Annotated in this window: 18 protein-coding genes; 7 read left to right on the forward strand and 11 right to left on the reverse strand. The window is 60.3% G+C overall.

What is annotated here, in order from left to right; translation table 11 throughout:
• The first annotated feature begins 13 nt into the window (after positions 1–13).
• Both ACYZTL_RS01470 and ACYZTL_RS01475 read left to right on the forward strand, forming a co-directional pair.
• On the forward strand, positions 14–1,345 hold the full coding sequence (locus tag ACYZTL_RS01470) for an aminotransferase-like domain-containing protein (protein ID WP_461950254.1): 1,332 nt from the start codon (positions 14–16) through the stop codon (positions 1,343–1,345).
• 223 nt (positions 1,346–1,568) lie between these two features.
• On the forward strand, positions 1,569–2,156 hold the full coding sequence (locus tag ACYZTL_RS01475) for a LysE family translocator (protein ID WP_461950255.1): 588 nt from the start codon (positions 1,569–1,571) through the stop codon (positions 2,154–2,156).
• Between the two features lie 195 nt (positions 2,157–2,351).
• Here ACYZTL_RS01475 and ACYZTL_RS01480 read toward each other — a convergent pair whose 3' ends face one another.
• The 5 genes from ACYZTL_RS01480 to ACYZTL_RS01500 all read right to left on the reverse strand — a co-directional run bounded on the left by ACYZTL_RS01480 (position 2,352) and on the right by ACYZTL_RS01500 (position 7,968).
• Positions 2,352–3,185 carry an AraC family ligand binding domain-containing protein gene (locus ACYZTL_RS01480; RefSeq protein ID WP_461950256.1) on the reverse strand — a complete coding sequence of 278 codons (834 nt, stop codon included), beginning with the start codon at positions 3,183–3,185 and terminating at the stop codon, positions 2,352–2,354.
• 35 nt (positions 3,186–3,220) lie between these two features.
• Positions 3,221–3,724, reverse strand: a complete 504-nt coding sequence (locus ACYZTL_RS01485; protein ID WP_461950257.1) for a VOC family protein — start codon at positions 3,722–3,724, stop codon at positions 3,221–3,223.
• Between the two features lie 91 nt (positions 3,725–3,815).
• Complete coding sequence (locus ACYZTL_RS01490; protein WP_461950258.1) at positions 3,816–6,302, reverse strand: TonB-dependent siderophore receptor; 2,487 nt, start codon at positions 6,300–6,302, stop codon at positions 3,816–3,818.
• Positions 6,303–6,431: 129 nt separating this feature from the next.
• Positions 6,432–7,439, reverse strand: a complete 1,008-nt coding sequence (locus ACYZTL_RS01495) for a FecR domain-containing protein (protein ID WP_461950259.1) — start codon at positions 7,437–7,439, stop codon at positions 6,432–6,434.
• Between the two features lie 4 nt (positions 7,440–7,443).
• On the reverse strand, positions 7,444–7,968 hold the full coding sequence (locus ACYZTL_RS01500) for a sigma-70 family RNA polymerase sigma factor (protein WP_461950260.1): 525 nt from the start codon (positions 7,966–7,968) through the stop codon (positions 7,444–7,446).
• A 282-nt stretch (positions 7,969–8,250) separates the two neighbouring features.
• Between ACYZTL_RS01500 and ACYZTL_RS01505 the strand changes: the two genes are divergently transcribed.
• Both ACYZTL_RS01505 and ACYZTL_RS01510 read left to right on the forward strand, forming a co-directional pair.
• Positions 8,251–8,499, forward strand: coding sequence for a transmembrane sensor/regulator PpyR (locus tag ACYZTL_RS01505; protein ID WP_461950261.1), 249 nt, complete (start codon positions 8,251–8,253; stop codon positions 8,497–8,499).
• Positions 8,499–9,653, forward strand: a complete 1,155-nt coding sequence (locus ACYZTL_RS01510; RefSeq protein ID WP_461950262.1) for an NnrS family protein — start codon at positions 8,499–8,501, stop codon at positions 9,651–9,653. Before ACYZTL_RS01505 ends, ACYZTL_RS01510 begins: the two co-directional genes overlap by 1 nt.
• Here ACYZTL_RS01510 and ACYZTL_RS01515 read toward each other — a convergent pair.
• Positions 9,637–10,560, reverse strand: a complete 924-nt coding sequence (locus ACYZTL_RS01515; protein WP_461950263.1) for a LysR family transcriptional regulator — start codon at positions 10,558–10,560, stop codon at positions 9,637–9,639. The genes ACYZTL_RS01510 and ACYZTL_RS01515 overlap by 17 nt on opposite strands.
• A gap of 115 nt (positions 10,561–10,675) precedes the next feature.
• Between ACYZTL_RS01515 and ACYZTL_RS01520 the strand changes: the two genes are divergently transcribed.
• Positions 10,676–11,521 (forward strand): oxidoreductase, encoded by an 846-nt coding sequence (locus tag ACYZTL_RS01520; protein WP_461950264.1) that lies wholly within the window; start codon positions 10,676–10,678, stop codon positions 11,519–11,521.
• A gap of 334 nt (positions 11,522–11,855) precedes the next feature.
• Entirely contained in the window at positions 11,856–12,437 is a 582-nt protein-coding gene (locus tag ACYZTL_RS01525) for a GGDEF domain-containing protein (protein WP_461950265.1), read from the forward strand.
• Between the two features lie 133 nt (positions 12,438–12,570).
• Here the strand turns inward: ACYZTL_RS01525 and ACYZTL_RS01530 are convergent, their stop codons facing one another.
• Complete coding sequence (locus ACYZTL_RS01530; RefSeq protein ID WP_461950266.1) at positions 12,571–12,996, reverse strand: VOC family protein; 426 nt, start codon at positions 12,994–12,996, stop codon at positions 12,571–12,573.
• Between the two features lie 114 nt (positions 12,997–13,110).
• Between ACYZTL_RS01530 and ACYZTL_RS01535 the strand changes: the two genes are divergently transcribed.
• Positions 13,111–13,965: a LysR family transcriptional regulator gene (locus ACYZTL_RS01535; RefSeq protein WP_461950267.1), complete on the forward strand. Its 855-nt coding sequence runs from the start codon at positions 13,111–13,113 to the stop codon at positions 13,963–13,965.
• 147 nt (positions 13,966–14,112) lie between these two features.
• Here the strand turns inward: ACYZTL_RS01535 and fabI are convergent, their stop codons facing one another.
• Genes fabI through ACYZTL_RS01555 form a run of 4 tightly spaced genes read right to left on the reverse strand, consistent with a single transcriptional unit; the run spans position 14,113 to position 18,635 of the window.
• Positions 14,113–14,907 carry an enoyl-ACP reductase FabI gene (gene fabI / locus ACYZTL_RS01540; protein WP_461950268.1) on the reverse strand — a complete coding sequence of 265 codons (795 nt, stop codon included), beginning with the start codon at positions 14,905–14,907 and terminating at the stop codon, positions 14,113–14,115.
• 21 nt (positions 14,908–14,928) lie between these two features.
• Positions 14,929–16,539, reverse strand: a complete 1,611-nt coding sequence (locus ACYZTL_RS01545) for an ABC transporter ATP-binding protein (RefSeq protein ID WP_461950269.1) — start codon at positions 16,537–16,539, stop codon at positions 14,929–14,931.
• A 1-nt stretch (position 16,540) separates the two neighbouring features.
• The gene (locus ACYZTL_RS01550; protein WP_461950270.1) at positions 16,541–17,560 is read right to left on the reverse strand and encodes an ABC transporter permease; all 1,020 of its coding nucleotides are present in this window, start codon (positions 17,558–17,560) and stop codon (positions 16,541–16,543) included.
• 1 nt (position 17,561) lies between these two features.
• Entirely contained in the window at positions 17,562–18,635 is a 1,074-nt protein-coding gene (locus ACYZTL_RS01555) for a microcin C ABC transporter permease YejB (RefSeq protein ID WP_150630560.1), read from the reverse strand.
• Position 18,636: the final 1 nt, after the last annotated feature.

Here is an 18,636-nt window from a genome sequence, read left to right on the forward strand (position 1 = left end):
GGATACATCCGCTATGCCTCGCTTGCGCTACAAGTCGCTGGTCGACACCTTTGCCGCAGACATCCGTTCAGGACATTTGCCGCCCGGTACGCGCCTGCCAACCCATCGTCAGCTCGCCGCTGAGCACGGGTTGGCGCTGGTCACCGCCAGCCGCGTGTATGCGGAGCTTGAGGCGATGGGCCTGGTCAGCGGCGAAACGGGGCGGGGCACGTTCGTCAGGGAGACGTCGCTTCCGCCCGGTCAGGGCGTGAGCCAGCACGTGGTGGCCGTGGGCATGGCCGATCTCAACTTCAACTACCCGTCATTGCCCGGTCAGGCGGATCTGTTGCGAACGGCCTTGCGTCAGCTCGCGTTGTCCGGCGACCTCGAATCCCATTTGCGCTATCAGCCCCATGCCGGGCGCCTGCATGAGCGGGCCTCGATCGCGAACCATCTGGCTTCACGCGGGTTGAGCGTCCAGGCCGAACAGGTGTTGATCGTCAGTGGTGCTCAGCATGGATTGGCGGTGACGATGATGGCGTTGCTCAAACCGGGCGATGTGATCGCGGCGGATGCGTTGACCTATACCGGTTTCAAGGTGCTCGCCGAATCGCTGCACCTGGAAATCGTGCCCATTCCCGCCACGGACACCGGGCCTGATCTTGAGGCGTTGGAAGCGCTTTGCCGGCGCCGGTCGGTGCGGGCCGTCTACACCATGCCCACGCTGCATAATCCGCTGGGTTGGGTCATGGATGCGCAGTGGCGGGATCAGTTCGTGTCGATTGCACGCCAGCATGACCTGTTGATCATTGAAGACGCCGCATACGCCTTCCTGGTCGAAGACGCCCCGGCACCCTTGGCCGAATTGGCGCCGGAACGGACCGTCTACGTGTCGGGGTTCTCCAAGAATGTCGCCACGGGACTGCGCGTCGGTTTCGTTGTCGCGCCGGTCGAAAAGGTGCCTGCATTGGAGCGCGCAATCAGGGCAACCACCTGGAACACTCCCGGCGTAATGACGGCAATCACCTGCGCATGGCTCGACGATGGAACCGTGAGCCAACTGGAAGCGCAAAAGCGTGCGGATGCTCAGGCCCGGCAAGCCATGGCTGCCGAACTGCTGAAAGGGCTGCGTTGCATGACTCATCCAAATTCGTACTTTCTGTGGTTGCCTCTGGCGGAAGACGCCAGAGCGGATCAGATCGCCATGGAGTTGATGCACGAGCAAGTTGCCGTCTCCACCGCCGAACCTTTTGCAACCTCTGTCCACGTACCGCATGCGATCCGGCTGGCGCTGGGGTCAGTGGATATGGATTCGCTTCGACAAGCGTTGATCAAAGTGAAACGGGTGGTGGGCGCGTATTCCTGAGATACCCACGACCTCCTGTGGGAGCGAGCTTGCTCGCGATGAACGTTAACGATAACGCGAACTTCCTGATTGATCGCGTCGCCCTCAGGCTCATCGCGGGCAAGCCCGCTCCCACAAGGGGAAGTGTTGAACCATACCCGTCAGTGGGCAGTTTTCTTCAATACGCGGGCCAGACCGCTCTTTACCTTGAGGCCTGGTTCAACTGAATTGAAGAAGGTACGCAATGAGTCTGATTATTTCGATGGCAGCGTTTGCGCTGGTGGCGTCGATCACGCCGGGGCCGGTGAATATTGTGGCGTTGAGTTCCGGCGCGCAGTTCGGTTTTCGCGCCAGTCAGCGACACGTGGCCGGGGCGACGCTGGGTTTTGTGTTGTTGCTGGTGCTGATGGGGTTGGGTCTGCACGAGGTGTTGCAGTTGTGGCCGGTGCTGACGCGGGTGGTGCAATTGGCGGGCGTGGCGTTTTTGCTGTTCATGGCGTGGAAACTGGCGGCAGACAACGGGCAACTCGATGCGAAGGATTCAGCACGGGCGCCGTCGATGGTGTATGGCGCGGTCATGCAATGGCTCAACCCGAAAGCCTGGCTGGCCTGCGTCGCCGGCATGGGCGCGTTTGTCGCGGACGGCGAGGCGCGGCTGGTCTGGCAGTTTGCGGCGGTGTATCTGGTGATCTGCTACCTGTCCGTGGGTTGCTGGGCGTACGCCGGGACCTTTTTGCGCGGTTACTTGAATAACCCGGCGGGCATGCGGTTGTTCAACCGGATCATGGCGGCGTTGCTGGCGATGTGTGCGGTTTATCTACTGTTGCCCTAATCGGCTTCTGTGGCGAGGGAGCTTTGTGGCGAGGGGATTTATCCCCGTTCGGCGGCGAAGCCGTCGCAAAACCTGAGTATGCGGTTTACCAGAAACAATGCCGGGGCCGCTACGCAGCCCAACGGGGATAAATCCCCTCGCCACAAAAATCCCATCACCACAGGTACATACGAGCCACAGGTACTTATGCAGGCCTCAGCCCCGATACTGCCCCGGCGTCGCCGCCAGATGCTGTTTGAACGCCCGCTGAAAATGCGCCTGATCGGCGAACCCCGCTTCCAGCGCCACGTCGGCGATCAGTTGGCCGCTGCGCAACCGCTCCCGGGCGAACTGGATGCGCCGGTTGACCAGAAACGCGTGGGGTGTCATGCCGTAATGCTGTTTGAACGCGCGGATCAGGTACGACGGCGACAGTTGCGCGGCGTCGCAAATGTCTTCGAGCTTGAGCAGTTGCGTGCAGTGGTCGCGGATGAAATCCGCCGCGCGCTCCAGTTTGAAATTGGGCTCGCGCAGCGGTTGATCGCCGGGGTTGAGTCGTTGCTGCACGTCGGTGAAAAACTCGACCGCCGCGCTGTGTTTGCTCAGCACGTCTTGCTCCGTGTCGACCAACACCTCATACAACGCCCTGAGGCCGGAAAACAGGCTGGCGTCATCCGTATGGGTGACGGAAAACCGCCGAAACGCCAGGTCGCTGCTGAACCCCAGTTGGTGCTGCAAATCAGTGAGCCAGGCCGTATCGACGTACAACATCAAATACGACCACGGCTGGTCGTCAATCGGATTGCAGGCGTGGACATCGCCGGGATTCATCAGCACCACCGTGCCGGCACCGACCTGAACCTCCAATTGTTCATGGATATAGGTACTGCGCCCGGCGGTAATCGCGCCGATGGAAAAATGCTCGTGGGCATGCCGCGTGTAGCAGACCTCACGGCCGTCGGCGATGGAGCGGGCTTCGATGAAGGGCAGGGCGTCGTCGCGCCAGAAGCGCGGGGCCTTGTCAGTGTCTTTGGCAGGGGTGGACTTCATCGTCGGTGTCCTCGGCAGGTCAGCGTCGGAGTGTATTAGCTCTCGCCGTCAAAGGCTCGTTGCAGTGCCGCGATGTCGAGTTTTTTCATCTGCATCATCGCCGCCATGGCGCGCTGGGATTTTACCGTGTCGGGGCTTTTCAGCATGTCCATCATGGCGATTGGCACGATCTGCCACGACACGCCGAACTTGTCCTTGACCCAGCCGCATTGCTGGGCCTCGACAGGGCCACCCGCCGACAGGCGCCCCCAGAAATGGTCGACTTCCTCCTGGGTGTGGCAATTGACCTGAAACGAGATCGCCTCATTGAACTTGAAGACCGGGCCGCCGTTGAGGCCGGTGAAGCTCTGCCCGTCGAGTTCGAAACTGACCGTCAGGACCGAGCCGTCGGGCTGACCGTGAACTTCCTGACCGGCTTTGCCGTAGTGGGTGATGGCGGTGATTTTCGAATGATCGAAGATGCTGCAGTAGTACTTCGCGGCCTCTTCGGCCTGATGGTCGAACCAAAGGCAGGGCGTGAGTTTTTGAACGCGTTGCATGGCGCTGCTCCTCTACACGGGATTCATGCTGAGCTTTCAGCGTAGCCAGCCTGTCGTCGTCCGGGAGTGCCGTAGATCGACAAATCGCCGATCAGAAATCCCAGCGGGTGGTCAGTTGCAGGCTGCGCGGTTCGCCATAGAACCCGGTGCCGAAATTGCCGAGCCCGGTGTAGTAGGTCTTGTCGAACAGGTTCTTCACGTTCAGCGTCGTGCTCAGGTGATCGTTGAAGCGGTAGCGCGCCATGACGTCCACTAGGGCGTAGCTTCGCTGGATGATCGTCGAGGACTGGCCGAAGTTGACCGTGTCATTCGGATTGGGCTGGAACACGTTGCCGAAGAATTCGCTCTGCCAGTTCACGCCGCCGCCGACGGTGAGTTTTTCCAGCGCGCCCGAAAGGCGATAAGTGCTGAACACCCGAACCACCTGTTCCGGCGCGGTGGTTTGCAGGATCGAGCCGTAGACGTATTCGCCCTTGGCATCGCGGGTGTGGTTGTAGCTGTAGCCGGCCGACAGGTTCCAGCCGTCCAGCACTTCACCGGCCAGTTCGACCTCGAAGCCCTTGGTGGTCGCGCCTTGCACGGGGCGGTACACCGACTCGGAATCAACGCCACTGACGTACTGGGCAAGGTTGTCTTGTTCGATGCGGAACACGGCGAAGCTGGCGTTCAGACGGCCGCCGAAGTATTCGGCCTTGATCCCCGCTTCGTAGCTGTTGCCTTCCACCGGGTCGAGCAATTTGCGCTGGGCATCCTTGCTCATCTGCGGCTGATAGATGTTGGTGTAGCTGGTGTACACCGAATACGTCTCGTCGAGGTCGTAGACCAGCCCGGCGTACGGCGTGACCACGCCGGTCTGGTGGTAGCTGTCGTGCAGGTCCGGGGTGTTTGGATCGCTGTAATCCAGGTCATCGTTGGCCTTGAACTGACTGACGCGGGTGCCGAGGATTACCGCCAGATCGTCGGTGGGCTTGAGTCGCGTAGCGAGGTAGGCACCGGTCTGTCGCTGGACGATGTCGTTGTCGCCGACCTTGGCAATGTCCGGTTTGGGGAACTCGCCGCGCCAGTCGTAGATGCTGCCGTCGACGGGCGGATAGACCGAGCCGTGCACCGGGATGTCCTGGCGGGTGTTCATCGACATGAAGCCGGCGATCAACTCGTGCTCGCGACCGAACAGTCGGAACGGGCCGGTGAAGTTGACGTCGAGGTTGTCCTGCACCTGATCGCCCTTGAACTTCCCCATGTACATGAACATGCCGTTGCCGCTGACCGGGTCAGGATTGCCGCCGCTGGCCGAGGCGAGGAAGGTGTCGTGCTGGCGATGCTTGCGGTCGTAGCTGACCTTGAGTGTCCACTCGTTGGCCAACTGCTGTTCCACCGAGGTGAAGATCGTCTGGTTGGTGAAATCGCGACGACTCCAGTCGGTGGCCGGGTTGAACGAGCGGGAAAAACGCGTGCGCGAACCGTCGCTGTTGTACATCGGGAAACCGGTCCAGCTGGCGCCACGGGAGCGGGTGTTCTGCTGGTCGATACCGAAGGTCACCAGGGTGTCCGGCGTGAGGTCGGCTTCGAGGATGCCGTAGGCGATGTCGCGGGTGTTGCGGTAGTTATCCATGTAGGCGCTGCGGTCCTGATAAGCCCCGACGAACCGTCCGCGCACGTTGCCGCTCTCGGTCAGCGGGCCGGCGATATCGCCCGTGCTGCGATAGTTGTCCCAGGAACCGACGGTGCCGGTGATCGAGGCCTTGAACGCTTTGGTGGGACGTTTGCGGATCAGGTTGACGGTGGCCGACGGATCGCCCGAACCGGTCATCAGACCGGTCGCACCCTTGATGATTTCGACGCGGTCGAAGGTCGCCATGTCGGTGCTGGTGGTACCGTAATCGTAGACGCCGTCGTAGTCGGTATTGACGCCGTCGTACTGGAAGTTGGTGATCGGCAGGCCACGGCTGGAAAACTCCCAGCGTTCGCTGTCGTAATTCTGCACGCTGATGCCGGACACGCGACGCAGGGCGTCGGCGATGCTGGTGGAGCCCTGATCGTCCAGTTGCTGACGGGTGATGACCGTCACGGATTGCGGCGTTTCGCGCAGAGACAGTGGCAGGCCGGCGGCTGAAGAGGTCGATCCGGTGGTGTAGGAATGGGTGTCTTCGGTAGTGGCGCCCAGCGCCTGGCTGGAAATGTTGGTGGCGCCCAGTTCCAGCGGGCCTTCTGTTGCGGGGGCGGCCTTGAGCACATAACCACGGTCGCCTTGGGATTGCGCTAGCAAGCCGCTGCCTTGCAACAGGCGCTGCAAACCCTGTTGCGCGGTGAACTCGCCATTAAGCCCCGGACTGCGCTTGTCACTTGCCAGATCGTTATGACCGGCGAGGAAAATCCCTGCTTGTTCGGCGAAGCTGTTCAGTACGCTCACCAGCGAGCCGGCAGCGATCGCGTAATAACGCGTGTGGCTGCCTGACTGTTCACGGGTGGCGGATGTTTCGGCGTGGGCATGCGTCGGAACAAGGGTGAGCAACGCGACCGGAAGGGCCAGGGCCAACGGTCGCAAAGCAAAACGAGTGCGAATGAAGGTGTTGCGCAAATGGGTGTTCCCTGGCATCAAATCGAACGGCAATTGAAGGGCTTCACAGGGTTAACCGAACGAGAAATGCAAAAGGGAACTGCGGCGTGAAAGTTTTTCGCTCACGCAGGGGTAGCCAGGCAGACCGCGTCATCGTTCTTCGCGAGCAAGCCCGCTCCCACCCGGGCCGATGTTGACCCACCAGGCCAGGGTTTTCTCCACGCGTATCGGTAGCGCTGCTTCCAACAGGCGCAAGGCCTGATCGGTGTCCTTGAGCGGGAACGAACCCATGACCGGCAACCCGGCGATGGCAGGGTCGCAGGCCAGATGCCCGTGACGGTAGCGGCTCAATTCCTCGATCAACTGCCCCAGCGGCAGGTTATCCGCCAGCAACACACCACGCCGCCAGGCTTCGCGGCCCGCCGCAGCTTCGGAGGATGGCGGGATGTGGCTTTGCGTGAACGCCAGTTGTCGTCCGGCTTCGATCACTTGCACCTGGCCCTGAGTGGTTCGGACTTCGACCGCGCCTTCGTAGACGTTGAGCAACGTATGCTGTTCTTCCTGACGCACACTGAAACGCGTGCCGAGCGCACGCATCCGACCCTGGGCGGTTTGCACCAGAAACGGTCGGCTGCTGTCCTTGGCGGTGTCGATCAGCACTTCCCCGGCACTCAACAGCAACAGGCGATGCGTGGTGTCGAAACGTACATTCAATGCGCTCAGGGCGTTGAGCCAGATCCGGCTGCCGTCGCTGAGCAGGCTTTCGCGGGTTTCGCCGGTGCCAGTTGAAATGTCGGCAGTCCAGCGGCCCAAGGCGTCCGGTAGCGAGGTTTCGCGCCAGGAATTCCAGCCCAGCAGGCCGCCCGAGGCGAGGATGAGCAGGCTCTTGACCGTTTGCCGGCGGGTGATCGGCGAGCGCGCGGTGTTGCGCAACACCAGGCCGGCGGCCTGCTGCTGATCGTCCTGCAACGCGGCGAAGCGCTGGCCCACGCGCTCGACATATCGCCAGGCCGCCTGATGATCGCCACTTTGCGCCAGCCAGGCTTGCCAGCGCTGACGCTCGTGTTCGCCGACCTGCTGATCGTTGAGTTGCACATACCATTGCGCCGCCTGTTCGAGGCTGGCATAGCTGATGGTGTTGGAGGCGGCAGATGGCATGCGGTTACTCGATCAACAGGCCGTCAAGCTCGGCCTCGAGCATCGCGCAATGCATCAGCGCTTGCGCCAGGTACTTTTTCACCATGCGCTCGCACACGCCGATTTCTTCGGCGATGGCGCGGTAGGGCAGGCCGTGCAGCTGGGCGAGGATGAACGCGTCGCGCACATTCTTGGGCAGGCGCAGCAGCATGGCGTCCACTTCGTACAGGGTTTCGACGATGATCGCCCGTTGCTCCGGCGACGGTTGAACCGCCTGCGGGCGTGAGGCCAGCGTCTCCAGCCATGCCTGTTCCAGTTGTCGGCGGCGCCAGTGATCGATGCACAAGCCCCGGGCGATGGTGGCCAGGTAAGAGCGTTCGCGGGTTTCGCAATCGAACACCTGAGGGCGCTTGAGCACCCGGATGAAGGTGTCATGGGCAAGGTCAGCGGCATCGAATGCATTGCTCAAGCGACGGCGCAGCAGCTCATGCAACCAGCGGTGATGAGTGACGTAGAGGTTCTGAATGCTGGAAGAATCGGCGACCATCATCGTGAGCACGTGTCCATGGGCGCCAGGCGCCTTCGGTGCAAATAAGAATTGGTCGCGATTAAAACAAAAAGGCTTGGTTGCATGCAAATGATATTGGTTTGCTTTTATGGTGTCTGAGTCTGCATGCAGTCAATATGACTTCTATAGGTGTCAAATTGACAATTATCTGGCTTGGTCAAATTGACTTCTAACGCCTCAACCCGTTGATTTATAGGCATGACAAACCTGGCACGAAACCTGAAATAACAAACGTACAACTGGTCTGATTCAGGAGTACGGAAAATGTTCGCTTACTTCGGCAATCCTCAGAACGTTCTGCACCTGTCGAGCAAAGTCCTGGGCATGGGTCTGGCGTTGCTACTGGCGGGTATCTACGGCGCTTATCTTTACGCCGGGCATTTGCCGATCGTGGTGCTGGTCTCGATGCATACGATGACCATCATCGGCCCGACCCTGATCAAGATCGGCTACGTCATGCGCCTGCTGGCCCAGCTTAGGATGGGCACTCGTCTGGCCTGGGCGGTGGCTTGATGCGCCGGCTCGCCGCTGCACCGGTTTTCAGCCTCGGCTTTCGCCCGTTCTTTCTGGCCGGTGCCGGGTTTGCAGCCATCGCCGTGGCGGTCTGGGCGCTGTGGTTGTACGGGCGATTGCCCGGTGCACAACCGGTCGGCGGCATGCTGAGCTGGCATCGGCATGAGATGCCGTTCGGGTTCGCCGCAGCGATCATCGCCGGTTTCCTGCTGACGGCGGTGCCGAACTGGACCGGGCGTCCGGGGCTCAACGGTTGGCCGTTGATCGGTCTGCTGCTGGTATGGCTGTTGGCGCGACTGGCGTGGCTGATGCCAATCCCTGCGGTCGCGTTGCTTGCGCTGCAAATGCCTTTTCTGCCCTTGCTGGCGTGGGCGCTGGGGCGGGATTTGGTGGCCGTCGGCAAACGCGACAATTATCCGATTCTGCTGGTCGTTGCGCTGCTGGCCGCGACTCAGGCCATGACGCTGTGGGGGATTTCTACCGATGACGTCGGCCTGCAACGGCGCGGAGTGCTGGCGGCAGTGTGGTTGATCGGCGCGTTGATGAGCGTGATTGGCGGGCGCGTGATTCCGTTCTTTATTCAGCGCGGTTTGAATCGTCCTGCCGCCAACCCGGTCCATCCGATGCCAACCCGGTTGTTGCTGGCGAGCAGTTTGCTGGCCGCCGTTTCCTTTGCTGGCGGTTTGAACGACATTCCCCGAGTCTGGCTCGCGACGCTGTTTCTATTGATCGGCGGTTTGCACCTGCTGCGCCTGTGGCGCTGGCATGACCGGGGCATCTGGCGGCTGCCACTGCTGTGGTCGTTGTATCTGGCCTATGCGTGGCTGGCGATTGCCGCACTGGCCATGGCGCTTTGGCACGCGGGAGCAATGCCGCAACAGAGCCTGGCCACGCATTCATTGGCTGTCGGCGGGATTGGCGGTTTGATCCTGGCGATGATTGCCCGGGTCAGCCTCGGACATACCGGGCGGTTGTTGCAGCCGTCGAAAGCGATTGTTGTCGGATTTTTGCTGCTGGTGATCGCCGGCGTGTGTCGGGTGTTTCTGGTGCCGTTTTCCGGGGGCGGGCTGGCGCTGTCCGCGCTGTTCTGGTGTGCCGCGTTCGGGCTGTTCCTGATGCGCTACACCGGCGTATTGCTCAAACCGAGGGTTTAAGGCTTCCCTGTTTGGCGATCCACTGGGTGGCCAGATCAATGAAGGCGCGCAGCTTCGGCTGAGTCTGGGTGCGGCTGGGGAAATACAGATACAACGCTGAACTGAGCGGCACAAACGGCTGCAACACCCGTTCCAGCCGTCCATCCGCCAACTCGTCGGCGATCTCCAGATCACAGGCATACGCCAGGCCCGAGCCGCTGCGAGCGGCTGCCACCAGCAGCCGTCGGTCATTGACGATCACGCCGCCCTCGACGCCCACCGTAAAGTCGCGCCCCTCGCGGCGAAACTCCCAGCGGTGTGCGCTGCCCGAAGTCGAGAAGCGAAAGCCGATGCATTGATGGCGGGTCAGGTCTTCAGGGCTCGCCGGTTTACCCGCCTTGGCGAAATAGGCCGGAGCGCCCACCACTGACCATTGCAGATCGGGGGTGAGGCGTACCGCAATCATGTCTTTTTCGATGGACTCGCCCAGCCGAATCCCGGCGTCGAAGCCGCCGGCCATGAGGTCCACCGTGGCGTCGTCGAGGGAGATGTCGAGGGTGACTTGCGGGTACGCCTCGCGAAACAGCGGGATCAGCGGCTCCATCAACAAAGCCCCGGACAACCGCGGAGCGGTGAGGCGCAACGTGCCCATCGGCTGATCACGAAACCCGCTGAGCACTGCCAGCGCCTCATCGATCTCGCTGGCCGCGGGACGCAAGCGGGCAAACAGGCTGGCACCGGCTTCGGTCAACGCCACCCGGCGAGTGGTGCGTTGGAACAGCAACACGCCGGTGCGGCGTTCCAGCAATTTGATGGCGTGGCTGACAGCGGTGGGAGTCACCGCCAAGCGGGTTGCGGCCAGGGTGAAACTCTTGTGCTCGGCCACTGCCAAAAACTCGGTCAAGCCGTCGAATGGATCGTGGTTCATTGCAGCCGCCATTATGAAAGAGCGTTTCATAGTGCTTGTAACACGAGGCCATTTTTCCGGGCAATCTTCCTGCGTACCTTGTGCCTACCCCCACTGCACACACGGAAACACGCTCATGACTACTTCCAACGCCTTCAAACGCATCTGGCTCATCACTGGCGCTTCCCGTGGTATCGGCGCAAAAATCACTGCCGCTGCGCTGACCAACGGTGACGCTGTGGTTGCCACCGCCCGTGACGCCAGCAGCATCACTCAGCGTTTTGGCGAACAACCCGGTTTGCTGGCCGCCAGCCTGGACGTCACCGACGAAGCACAAGGCGTGGCGGTCGCCCAGTTGGCCATCGACCACTTCGGGCGCATCGACGTGCTGGTCAACAACGCCGGGTTCGGTTTGCTGGGCGCGGTGGAAGAGGCCAGCGCCGATGAAGTGCGGCGCGTGTACGAGACCAACGTCTTCGGCCTGCTCAATGTCACCCGCGCCGTCCTGCCACACATGCGTGCGGCTCGTAGTGGGCATGTGATCAACCTGTCCTCGGTGGGCGGTTACAGGTCGGGGCCGGGTTTCGGCGTCTACTGCTCGACGAAATTTGCTGTCGAAGGCTTGAGTGAGGCCTTGCACGCCGAGCTGGCGCCGCTGGGCGTCAAGGTGACCATTGTCGAACCCGGTTACTTTCGCACTGAATTCCTCGAAGGCAATTCACTGGTCGAGTCTCCGTCCTCGATTGCCGACTACGACAGCACCGCAGGTGAAGTGCGCAAGATCGCCAAGGCCGTGACGCTGAACCAGCCGGGTGATCCGGACAAACTCGCTCAGGTCATGATCACCCTGGTGGAAGCGGAAAATGCGCCCCTGCGCTTGCCGCTGGGCAGTGACTGTGTTGCAGCGATCGAAGCGAAAAACAGCTTTGTCGCCGGTGAGTTGCAGGTTTGGCGCGAGGTGTCAGTGTCCACTGACTATTGATCAGCACTTTTGTGGCGAGGGAGCTTGCTCCCGCTGGGCTGCGAAGCGGCCCCGGACATTCTTTCAGACATACCTTGCATGCAGGTTTTACGACTGCTGCGCAGCCGAGCGGGAGCAAGCTCCTTCGCCACAGGTTCATTTCAAGGCCGCCCATTGAGGCGGCCTTTGTGTGACCGGTGGTCGATGAACCGGTTTTGCCCGGTAATTTGCGCTTAGCTAAAGGATAGAGCCGACTCACAAACATAACGGCGTCACCGTGACCGGCGGTCCGTTAGCAGGGAGTCAAAGCGGGTAGGGACGACTCTAAAGAACATACCCGCCACTGGAGTAAGTAATGCTGATCCCAGGAAAACCGGTAAAACAGGGCGTTAGCGCAGATCCTTCGCTTTCGCCGCAACAGGCACGTGAAGTACTGCGTGACAGGGCGCGTCAGGCCGAGCAGGAAGTGATGGGCGTGACCATGGCGAGCATGGATGAGCTGACCCTGCTCTCCAACCGCCACGGTTTCACTTCACTGGCCCAACTGGGGCTGGATGACTGTCAACGCTTGGAAATACCGGCCACTTTGCTGTTCTTCGACCTCGATAACTTCAAGCACATCAACTATCTGTACGGTCGTGCCGAGGGTGACGATGCGCTGAAAACCTTCGCTGACGTGCTGCGCATCGCCTTTCGCGAAAGCGATGTGATCGGTCGACTGGGTGATGACGAATTTGTCGCCTTACTGACCGGTTCAAGTACCGTGGAGCTGACCGCGATCAAGGCGCGGCTCGAAGAAATCCTCGACGAGCGAAACGCCACGATGCGTCGCGGTTATGACATTCGTTTCAGCATTGGGCAGGTTGAATACGACAGCCATCTTCACCACTCGATCGATGAATTGTTGATTGAGGTTGAGAAGGCGTTGCATCGGTAGACTGGACATTCAGCGGTGTATGAGCCGGCCTCTTCGCGAGCAAGCCCGCTCCCACATTGGATTTGTGAACGATACAGATCCAATGTGGGAGCGGGCTTGCTCGCGAAGAGGCCCTCAAAATCACCCATTTCCCTCACTTTGCAAACAGTTGGCTGATGTCCCTGAACGCCTTGAACTCCAGCGCATTACCACAGGGATCGAACAGAAACATCGTCGCCTGTTCCCCCACCAACCCCTGAAACCGAATGCCCGGTTCAATTACGAATCGGGTATCAAGCGCCTTCAGCCGTTCAGCCAAACCTTCCCATTCGTCCATCCCCAGCACCAAGCCAAAATGCGGCACCGGCACGTCATGCCCGTCCACGGCATTGGTGTGCGCCGCTTCTTGAGAGGCGTTTTTGGGCGCCAGGTGAATCACCAGTTGGTGGCCGAAGAAGTTGAAGTCGACCCAATGGTCGCTTGAGCGGCCTTCCTCCAGGCCGAAGACGTCACGGTAAAAAGTCCGGGCTGCAGCAAGGTCATATACCGGGATGGCCAAGTGAAAAGGGGAGAGTTGCATCGCTGTGCCTCGCAGATTGACGGTGGTTGAAGTGAAGTTTAACGCTGTGCTTTTCGATTGAAAGACGATAGTTTTTGCGTCGAGCTCAAATAATTTCGATTAATCGGGAATGCCATGCTGCGTGAACTGAAGACCTTTATCGCCGTGACGCGTTATGGAACGTTCGCTGCGGCCGGGATGCACATCGGCCTGACTCAGTCGGCGGTCAGCGCGCAGATGCGCAACCTGGAACAGGCGCTGGGCATTCGTTTATTTGATCGCACCGGGCGTCAGGCCATTCTCAATGCGGCGGGGCAACGGGCATTGCCGATGGCCAAAGAAATGCTGGAAACCTTCAGCCGCATGGCCATCAGCGATGATGTCAGCGAGTATCGCGGCGAGTTGAAAATCGGCGCCGTGGCCACGGCCCAAACCGGATTGCTGCCCCAGGCGTTGTTGCGTCTGCGCCAGCAAGCGCCGTTGCTTGAACCGAAACTGGTGCCCGGCGTTTCGCTGAACCTGTTGAGCCAGGTCGATACCGGCGAGATTGACCTGGCAATCCTCATCAAGCCGCCGTTTGACTTGCCCAAGGAGCTGTCGGCGCAGGTCATCCGCAGGGAACCGTTTGTGCTGATCGTACCGACGGAGCTTGAGGGTGATGACCCGTTGCAGATTCTCGCGAGCCATCCCCATGTGCGTTACGACCGCAATTCATTCGGTGGGCGTCTGGTGACGCGGTTTCTGCGAGAGCAGCAGATTGATGTGCAAGTGGCTTTGGAACTGGATGAGCTGGAGGCCATCGTCAAAATGGTTGAATGCGGATTGGGTGTGTCGCTGCTTCCCGAAGCAGGGTTGTGGCTCGAGTATGGCGCGAAGGTCAGGATCATCCGGTTGGGCGAGTTGACGTTCTATCGTGAGATTGTGCTGTTGCAGCGTTACAGCCAGCGCACGCAGCCGATCCAGCAACTGTTTGCTCGGTGCCTGGTTTGAAGATCAAGAGATCGCAGCCTTCGGCAGCTCCTACTCTATTCGGTTCACACATATCCCCTGTAGGAGCTGCCGAAGGCTGCGATCTCTTGATCTTGCCCCAAAAAAAACCCGCCTGAAGAGGCGGGTTTTTTAGTGGCTAGCCGAAGATTACTCTTCGAGGCTGCCCATGGCCGTGGTGTTGAAGCCACCGTCCACGTACATGATTTCGCCGCTGATGCCGGACGCCAGGTCCGAGCACAGGAAGGCGCCGGCGTTGCCGACTTCGTCGATGGTGACGTTGCGACGCAGCGGGGTTTGCGCTTCGTTGGCAGCCAGCATCTTGCGGAAGTTCTTGATGCCGGAAGCGGCGAGGGTGCGGATCGGGCCGGCCGATACGCAGTTGACGCGAGTACCGTCCGGGCCCAGGGAACCGGCCAGGTAACGCACGCCAGCTTCCAGCGAAGCCTTGGCCATGCCCATCACGTTGTAGTTCGGCATGGTGCGCTCGGCGCCCAGGTACGACAGGGTCAGCAGGCTGCCGTTGCGGCCTTTCATCATTTCGCGACCGGCTTTGGCCAGGGCCACGAAGCTGTAGGCGCTGATGTCGTGAGCGATGCGGAAACCGTCACGGGTGGTGGCTTCGGTGAAGTCGCCGTCCAGTTGGTCGCCCGGGGCGAAGCCAACGGAGTGCACGATGCAGTCCAGGCCATCCCACTTTTTGCCCAGCTCAACGAAGACCTTGGCGATTTCTTCATCGCTGGCCACGTCGCACGGGAAGCACAGGTCCGGGTTGGAACCCCAGCTCTGTGCGAACTCTTCGACACGACCCTTGAGTTTGTCGTTCTGATAAGTGAAGGCAAGCTCAGCGCCCTCGCGATGCATGGCGGCAGCGATGCCGGATGCGATGGACAGCTTGCTGGCGACACCGACGATCAGTACGCGCTTACCGGCGAGAAAACCCATGTGTTGCTCCTCTCTTTCAGGTTATTGCGCAGTGGCTGGTGCCAGAAAAGCGGCTTCCAGCAACTGCTGTGTATACGGATGTTGGGGGGCGGCAAAGATACTTTGCGCGTCTCCCTGTTCGACCACTTGGCCATGCTTGACCACCATCAGCTGGTGGCTCAGCGCTTTGACGACAGCCAGGTCATGGCTGATAAACAGATACGTCAGGTTGTACTTGGTTTGCAGTGAACGCAGCAGCTCCACCACTTGGCGCTGCACTGTCCGGTCGAGGGCCGAGGTCGGCTCGTCCAGCAATATCAGCGCCGGTTTTAGCACTAATGCCCGGGCAATGGCGATTCTCTGCCGCTGCCCGCCGGAAAATTCGTGGGGGTAGCGGTGCCGGGTTTCCGGATCCAGACCTACCTCCTTCAATGCCGCAATAATCGCTTGTTCCTGTTCCGCCTCGGTGCCCATCTTGTGGATCCGCAGCCCTTCGCCGACGATCTGGCTCACGCACATCCGCGGGCTCAGGCTACCAAACGGGTCCTGAAACACCACCTGCATCTCCCGACGCAGCGGCCGAACCTGTTGCTGCGTCAGGCAGTCTAGCTGCTTGCCTTCAAAACGGATTGCACCTTTGCTGCCGATCAGCCGCAAAATCGCCAAACCGAGTGTCGACTTGCCCGAACCGCTTTCTCCCACAATCCCCAGGGTCTGGCCCTGAGGCAGACTGAAATTGATCCCGTCCACCGCTTTGATGTGATCGACGGTCTTTTTCAGCAAGCCTTTCTTGATCGGGAACCAGACTTTCAGGTCCTCGACCTGCAGCAAGGGCGGCCCGATAACATTGGTCGCCGGCTTGCCGCTGGGCTCCGCTGCCAGCAGTTCCCGAGTGTACGGATGCTGCGGCGCGCGGAACAACTCTTCGCACGATGCCTGTTCGACGATGCAACCGCGCTGCATGACACATACGCGATGCGCAATTCTTCGCACAAGGTTCAAATCGTGACTGATCAGTAGCAACGCCATGCCCAGACGGGCCTGCAATTCCTTGAGCAATTCGAGGATTTTCAGCTGAACGGTCACGTCCAGCGCGGTGGTCGGTTCATCGGCGATGAGCAGTTCCGGCTCGTTGGCCAGGGCCATGGCGATCATCACCCGCTGACGCTGACCGCCGGACAACTCGTGGGGCAGGGCCTTCAGGCGCTTCTCGGGTTCCGGAATGCCGACCATTTCCAGCAGTTCCAGCGTGCGCTTGGTCGCGACTTTGCCGATCAAGCCTTTGTGAATGCTGAGGACTTCGTTGATCTGCTTCTCGATCGAGTGCAGCGGATTCAGCGAAGTCATTGGCTCCTGAAAGATCATCGCGATCCGGTTGCCGCGAATGTGGCGGATGGTTTTCTCTTTCAGGCTCAGCAGGTTTTGCCCGGAATACTCGATGGTGCCGGACGGATGCCGGGCAAGCGGGTAGGGCAGCAAGCGCAGAATCGAGTGCGCGGTCACCGATTTGCCGGAACCGCTTTCACCGACCAGCGCCAGGGTTTCGCCGCGCTTGATGTCGAAACTGACGCCTTCGACCACGCGCTGACAACGTTCGCCGACGATGAATTCGACAGACAGGTCGCGCACTTCGATCAGATTGTCCTGATTCATTTCACTTCCTCGGGTCGAAGGCATCGCGAGCGGACTCGCCGATGAACACCAGCAGACTCAACATCAACGCAAGCACCGCAAACGCGCTCATGCCGAGCCACGGCGCTTGCAGGTTGGATTTGCCCTGGGCCACCAGTTCACCGAGCGATGGTGCGCCCGGCGGTAAACCGAAACCCAGGAAGTCCAGCGCGGTCAGCGTGCCAATCGCGCCGGTCAGGATGAACGGCATGAAGGTCATGGTCGAGACCATGGCGTTGGGCAAGATATGGCGGAACATGATCGCACCATTCTGCATCCCCAGCGCCCGGGCCGCGCGCACGTATTCAAGGTTGCGTCCGCGCAGGAACTCGGCACGGACCACGTCCACCAGGCTCATCCACGAGAACAGCAGCATGATCCCCAGCAGCCACCAGAAATTCGGCTGGACGAAACTGGCCAGAATGATCAGCAGATACAGCACCGGCAGCCCGGACCAGATCTCCAGAAAGCGTTGCCCGGCCAGATCGACCCAGCCGCCATAGAAACCCTGCAATGCGCCCGCAATCACGCCAATGATCGAGCTGAGAATGGTCAGGGTCAGGGCAAACAGCACCGAAATCCGGAAGCCATAAATCACCCGCGCCAACACGTCGCGACCCTGATCGTCGGTGCCCAGCAGGTTGTCGGTCGACGGCGGCGCCGGAGCCGGGACTTTCAGGTCGTAGTTGATGCTTTGGTAACTGTAGGGAATTGGCGCCCACAGCACCCAGGCCTCCTTGGCCTTGAGCAGTTCGCGGATGTACGGGCTCTTGTAGTTGGCTTCCAGCGGGAATTCGCCACCGAACGTAGTTTCCGGGTAACGCTTGAGCGCCGGGAAATACCAGCTGTTGTCGTAATGCACCACCAGCGGTTTGTCGTTGGCGATCAGCTCGGCGCCGAGGCTCAGGCCGAACAGCAGCAGAAACAGCCACAGCGACCACCAGCCACGCTTGTTGGCCTTGAACAGTTCGAAACGTCGGCGATTGAGAGGGGACAGGTTCATCTCAATGCTCCCGGCTTTCGAAATCGATGCGCGGATCGACAAAGGTGTACGTGAGATCGCCGATCAGTTTCACCACCAGCCCCAGCAGCGTGAAGATAAACAGCGTACCGAAGACCACCGGGTAATCGCGGTTGATCGCGGCTTCGAAACTCATCAGCCCGAGTCCGTCGAGGGAGAAGATCACTTCCACCAGCAACGAACCGGTGAAGAAGATTCCGATAAATGCCGAGGGGAAACCGGCGATTACCAGCAACATGGCGTTGCGGAACACATGGCCGTAGAGCACACGGTGATTGGTTAAACCTTTGGCTTTCGCCGTTACCACGTACTGCTTGTTGATTTCATCGAGGAAGCTGTTTTTGGTGAGCAAAGTCATGGTTGCGAAGTTGCCAATCACCAGCGCCGTCACCGGCAACGCCAGGTGCCAGAAGTAATCGAGCACCTTGCCACCCATGCTCAGCTCATCGAAGTTGTTCGAGGTCAGGCCCCGTAGCGGGAACCAGTCGAAATAGCTGCCGCCGGCAAACACCACGATCAGCAGAATGGCGAACAGGAACGCCGGGATCGCGTAGCCGACGATGATCGCCGAACTGGTCCAGACATCGAAGTGGCTGCCGTGCCGCGTGGCCTTGGCGATCCCCAGCGGGATCGACACCAGATACATGATCAGCGTGCTCCACAGCCCGAGGGAGATCGACACCGGCATCTTTTCCTTGATCAGGTCGATGACCTTGGCATCGCGGAAGAAGCTGTCGCCGAAGTCCAGGGTGGCGTAGTTCTTGACCATGATCCACAAACGTTCCGGCGCCGATTTGTCGAAGCCGTACATGTGCTCGATTTCCTTGACCAGCGCAGGGTCCAGGCCCTGCGCGCCGCGATAGGCGGAACCCGCCACCGACACTTCGGCACCGCCGCCGGCAATGCGGCTGGTGGCGCCTTCGAAGCCTTCGAGCTTGGCGATCATCTGCTCCACCGGCCCACCGGGGGCGGCCTGAATGATCACGAAGTTGATCAGCAAAATGCCGAGCAAGGTCGGGATGATCAGCAGCAGTCGCCGAAAAATATACGCCAGCATC

The sequence above is a fragment of the Pseudomonas sp. LB3P81 genome (genome assembly GCF_054897965.1).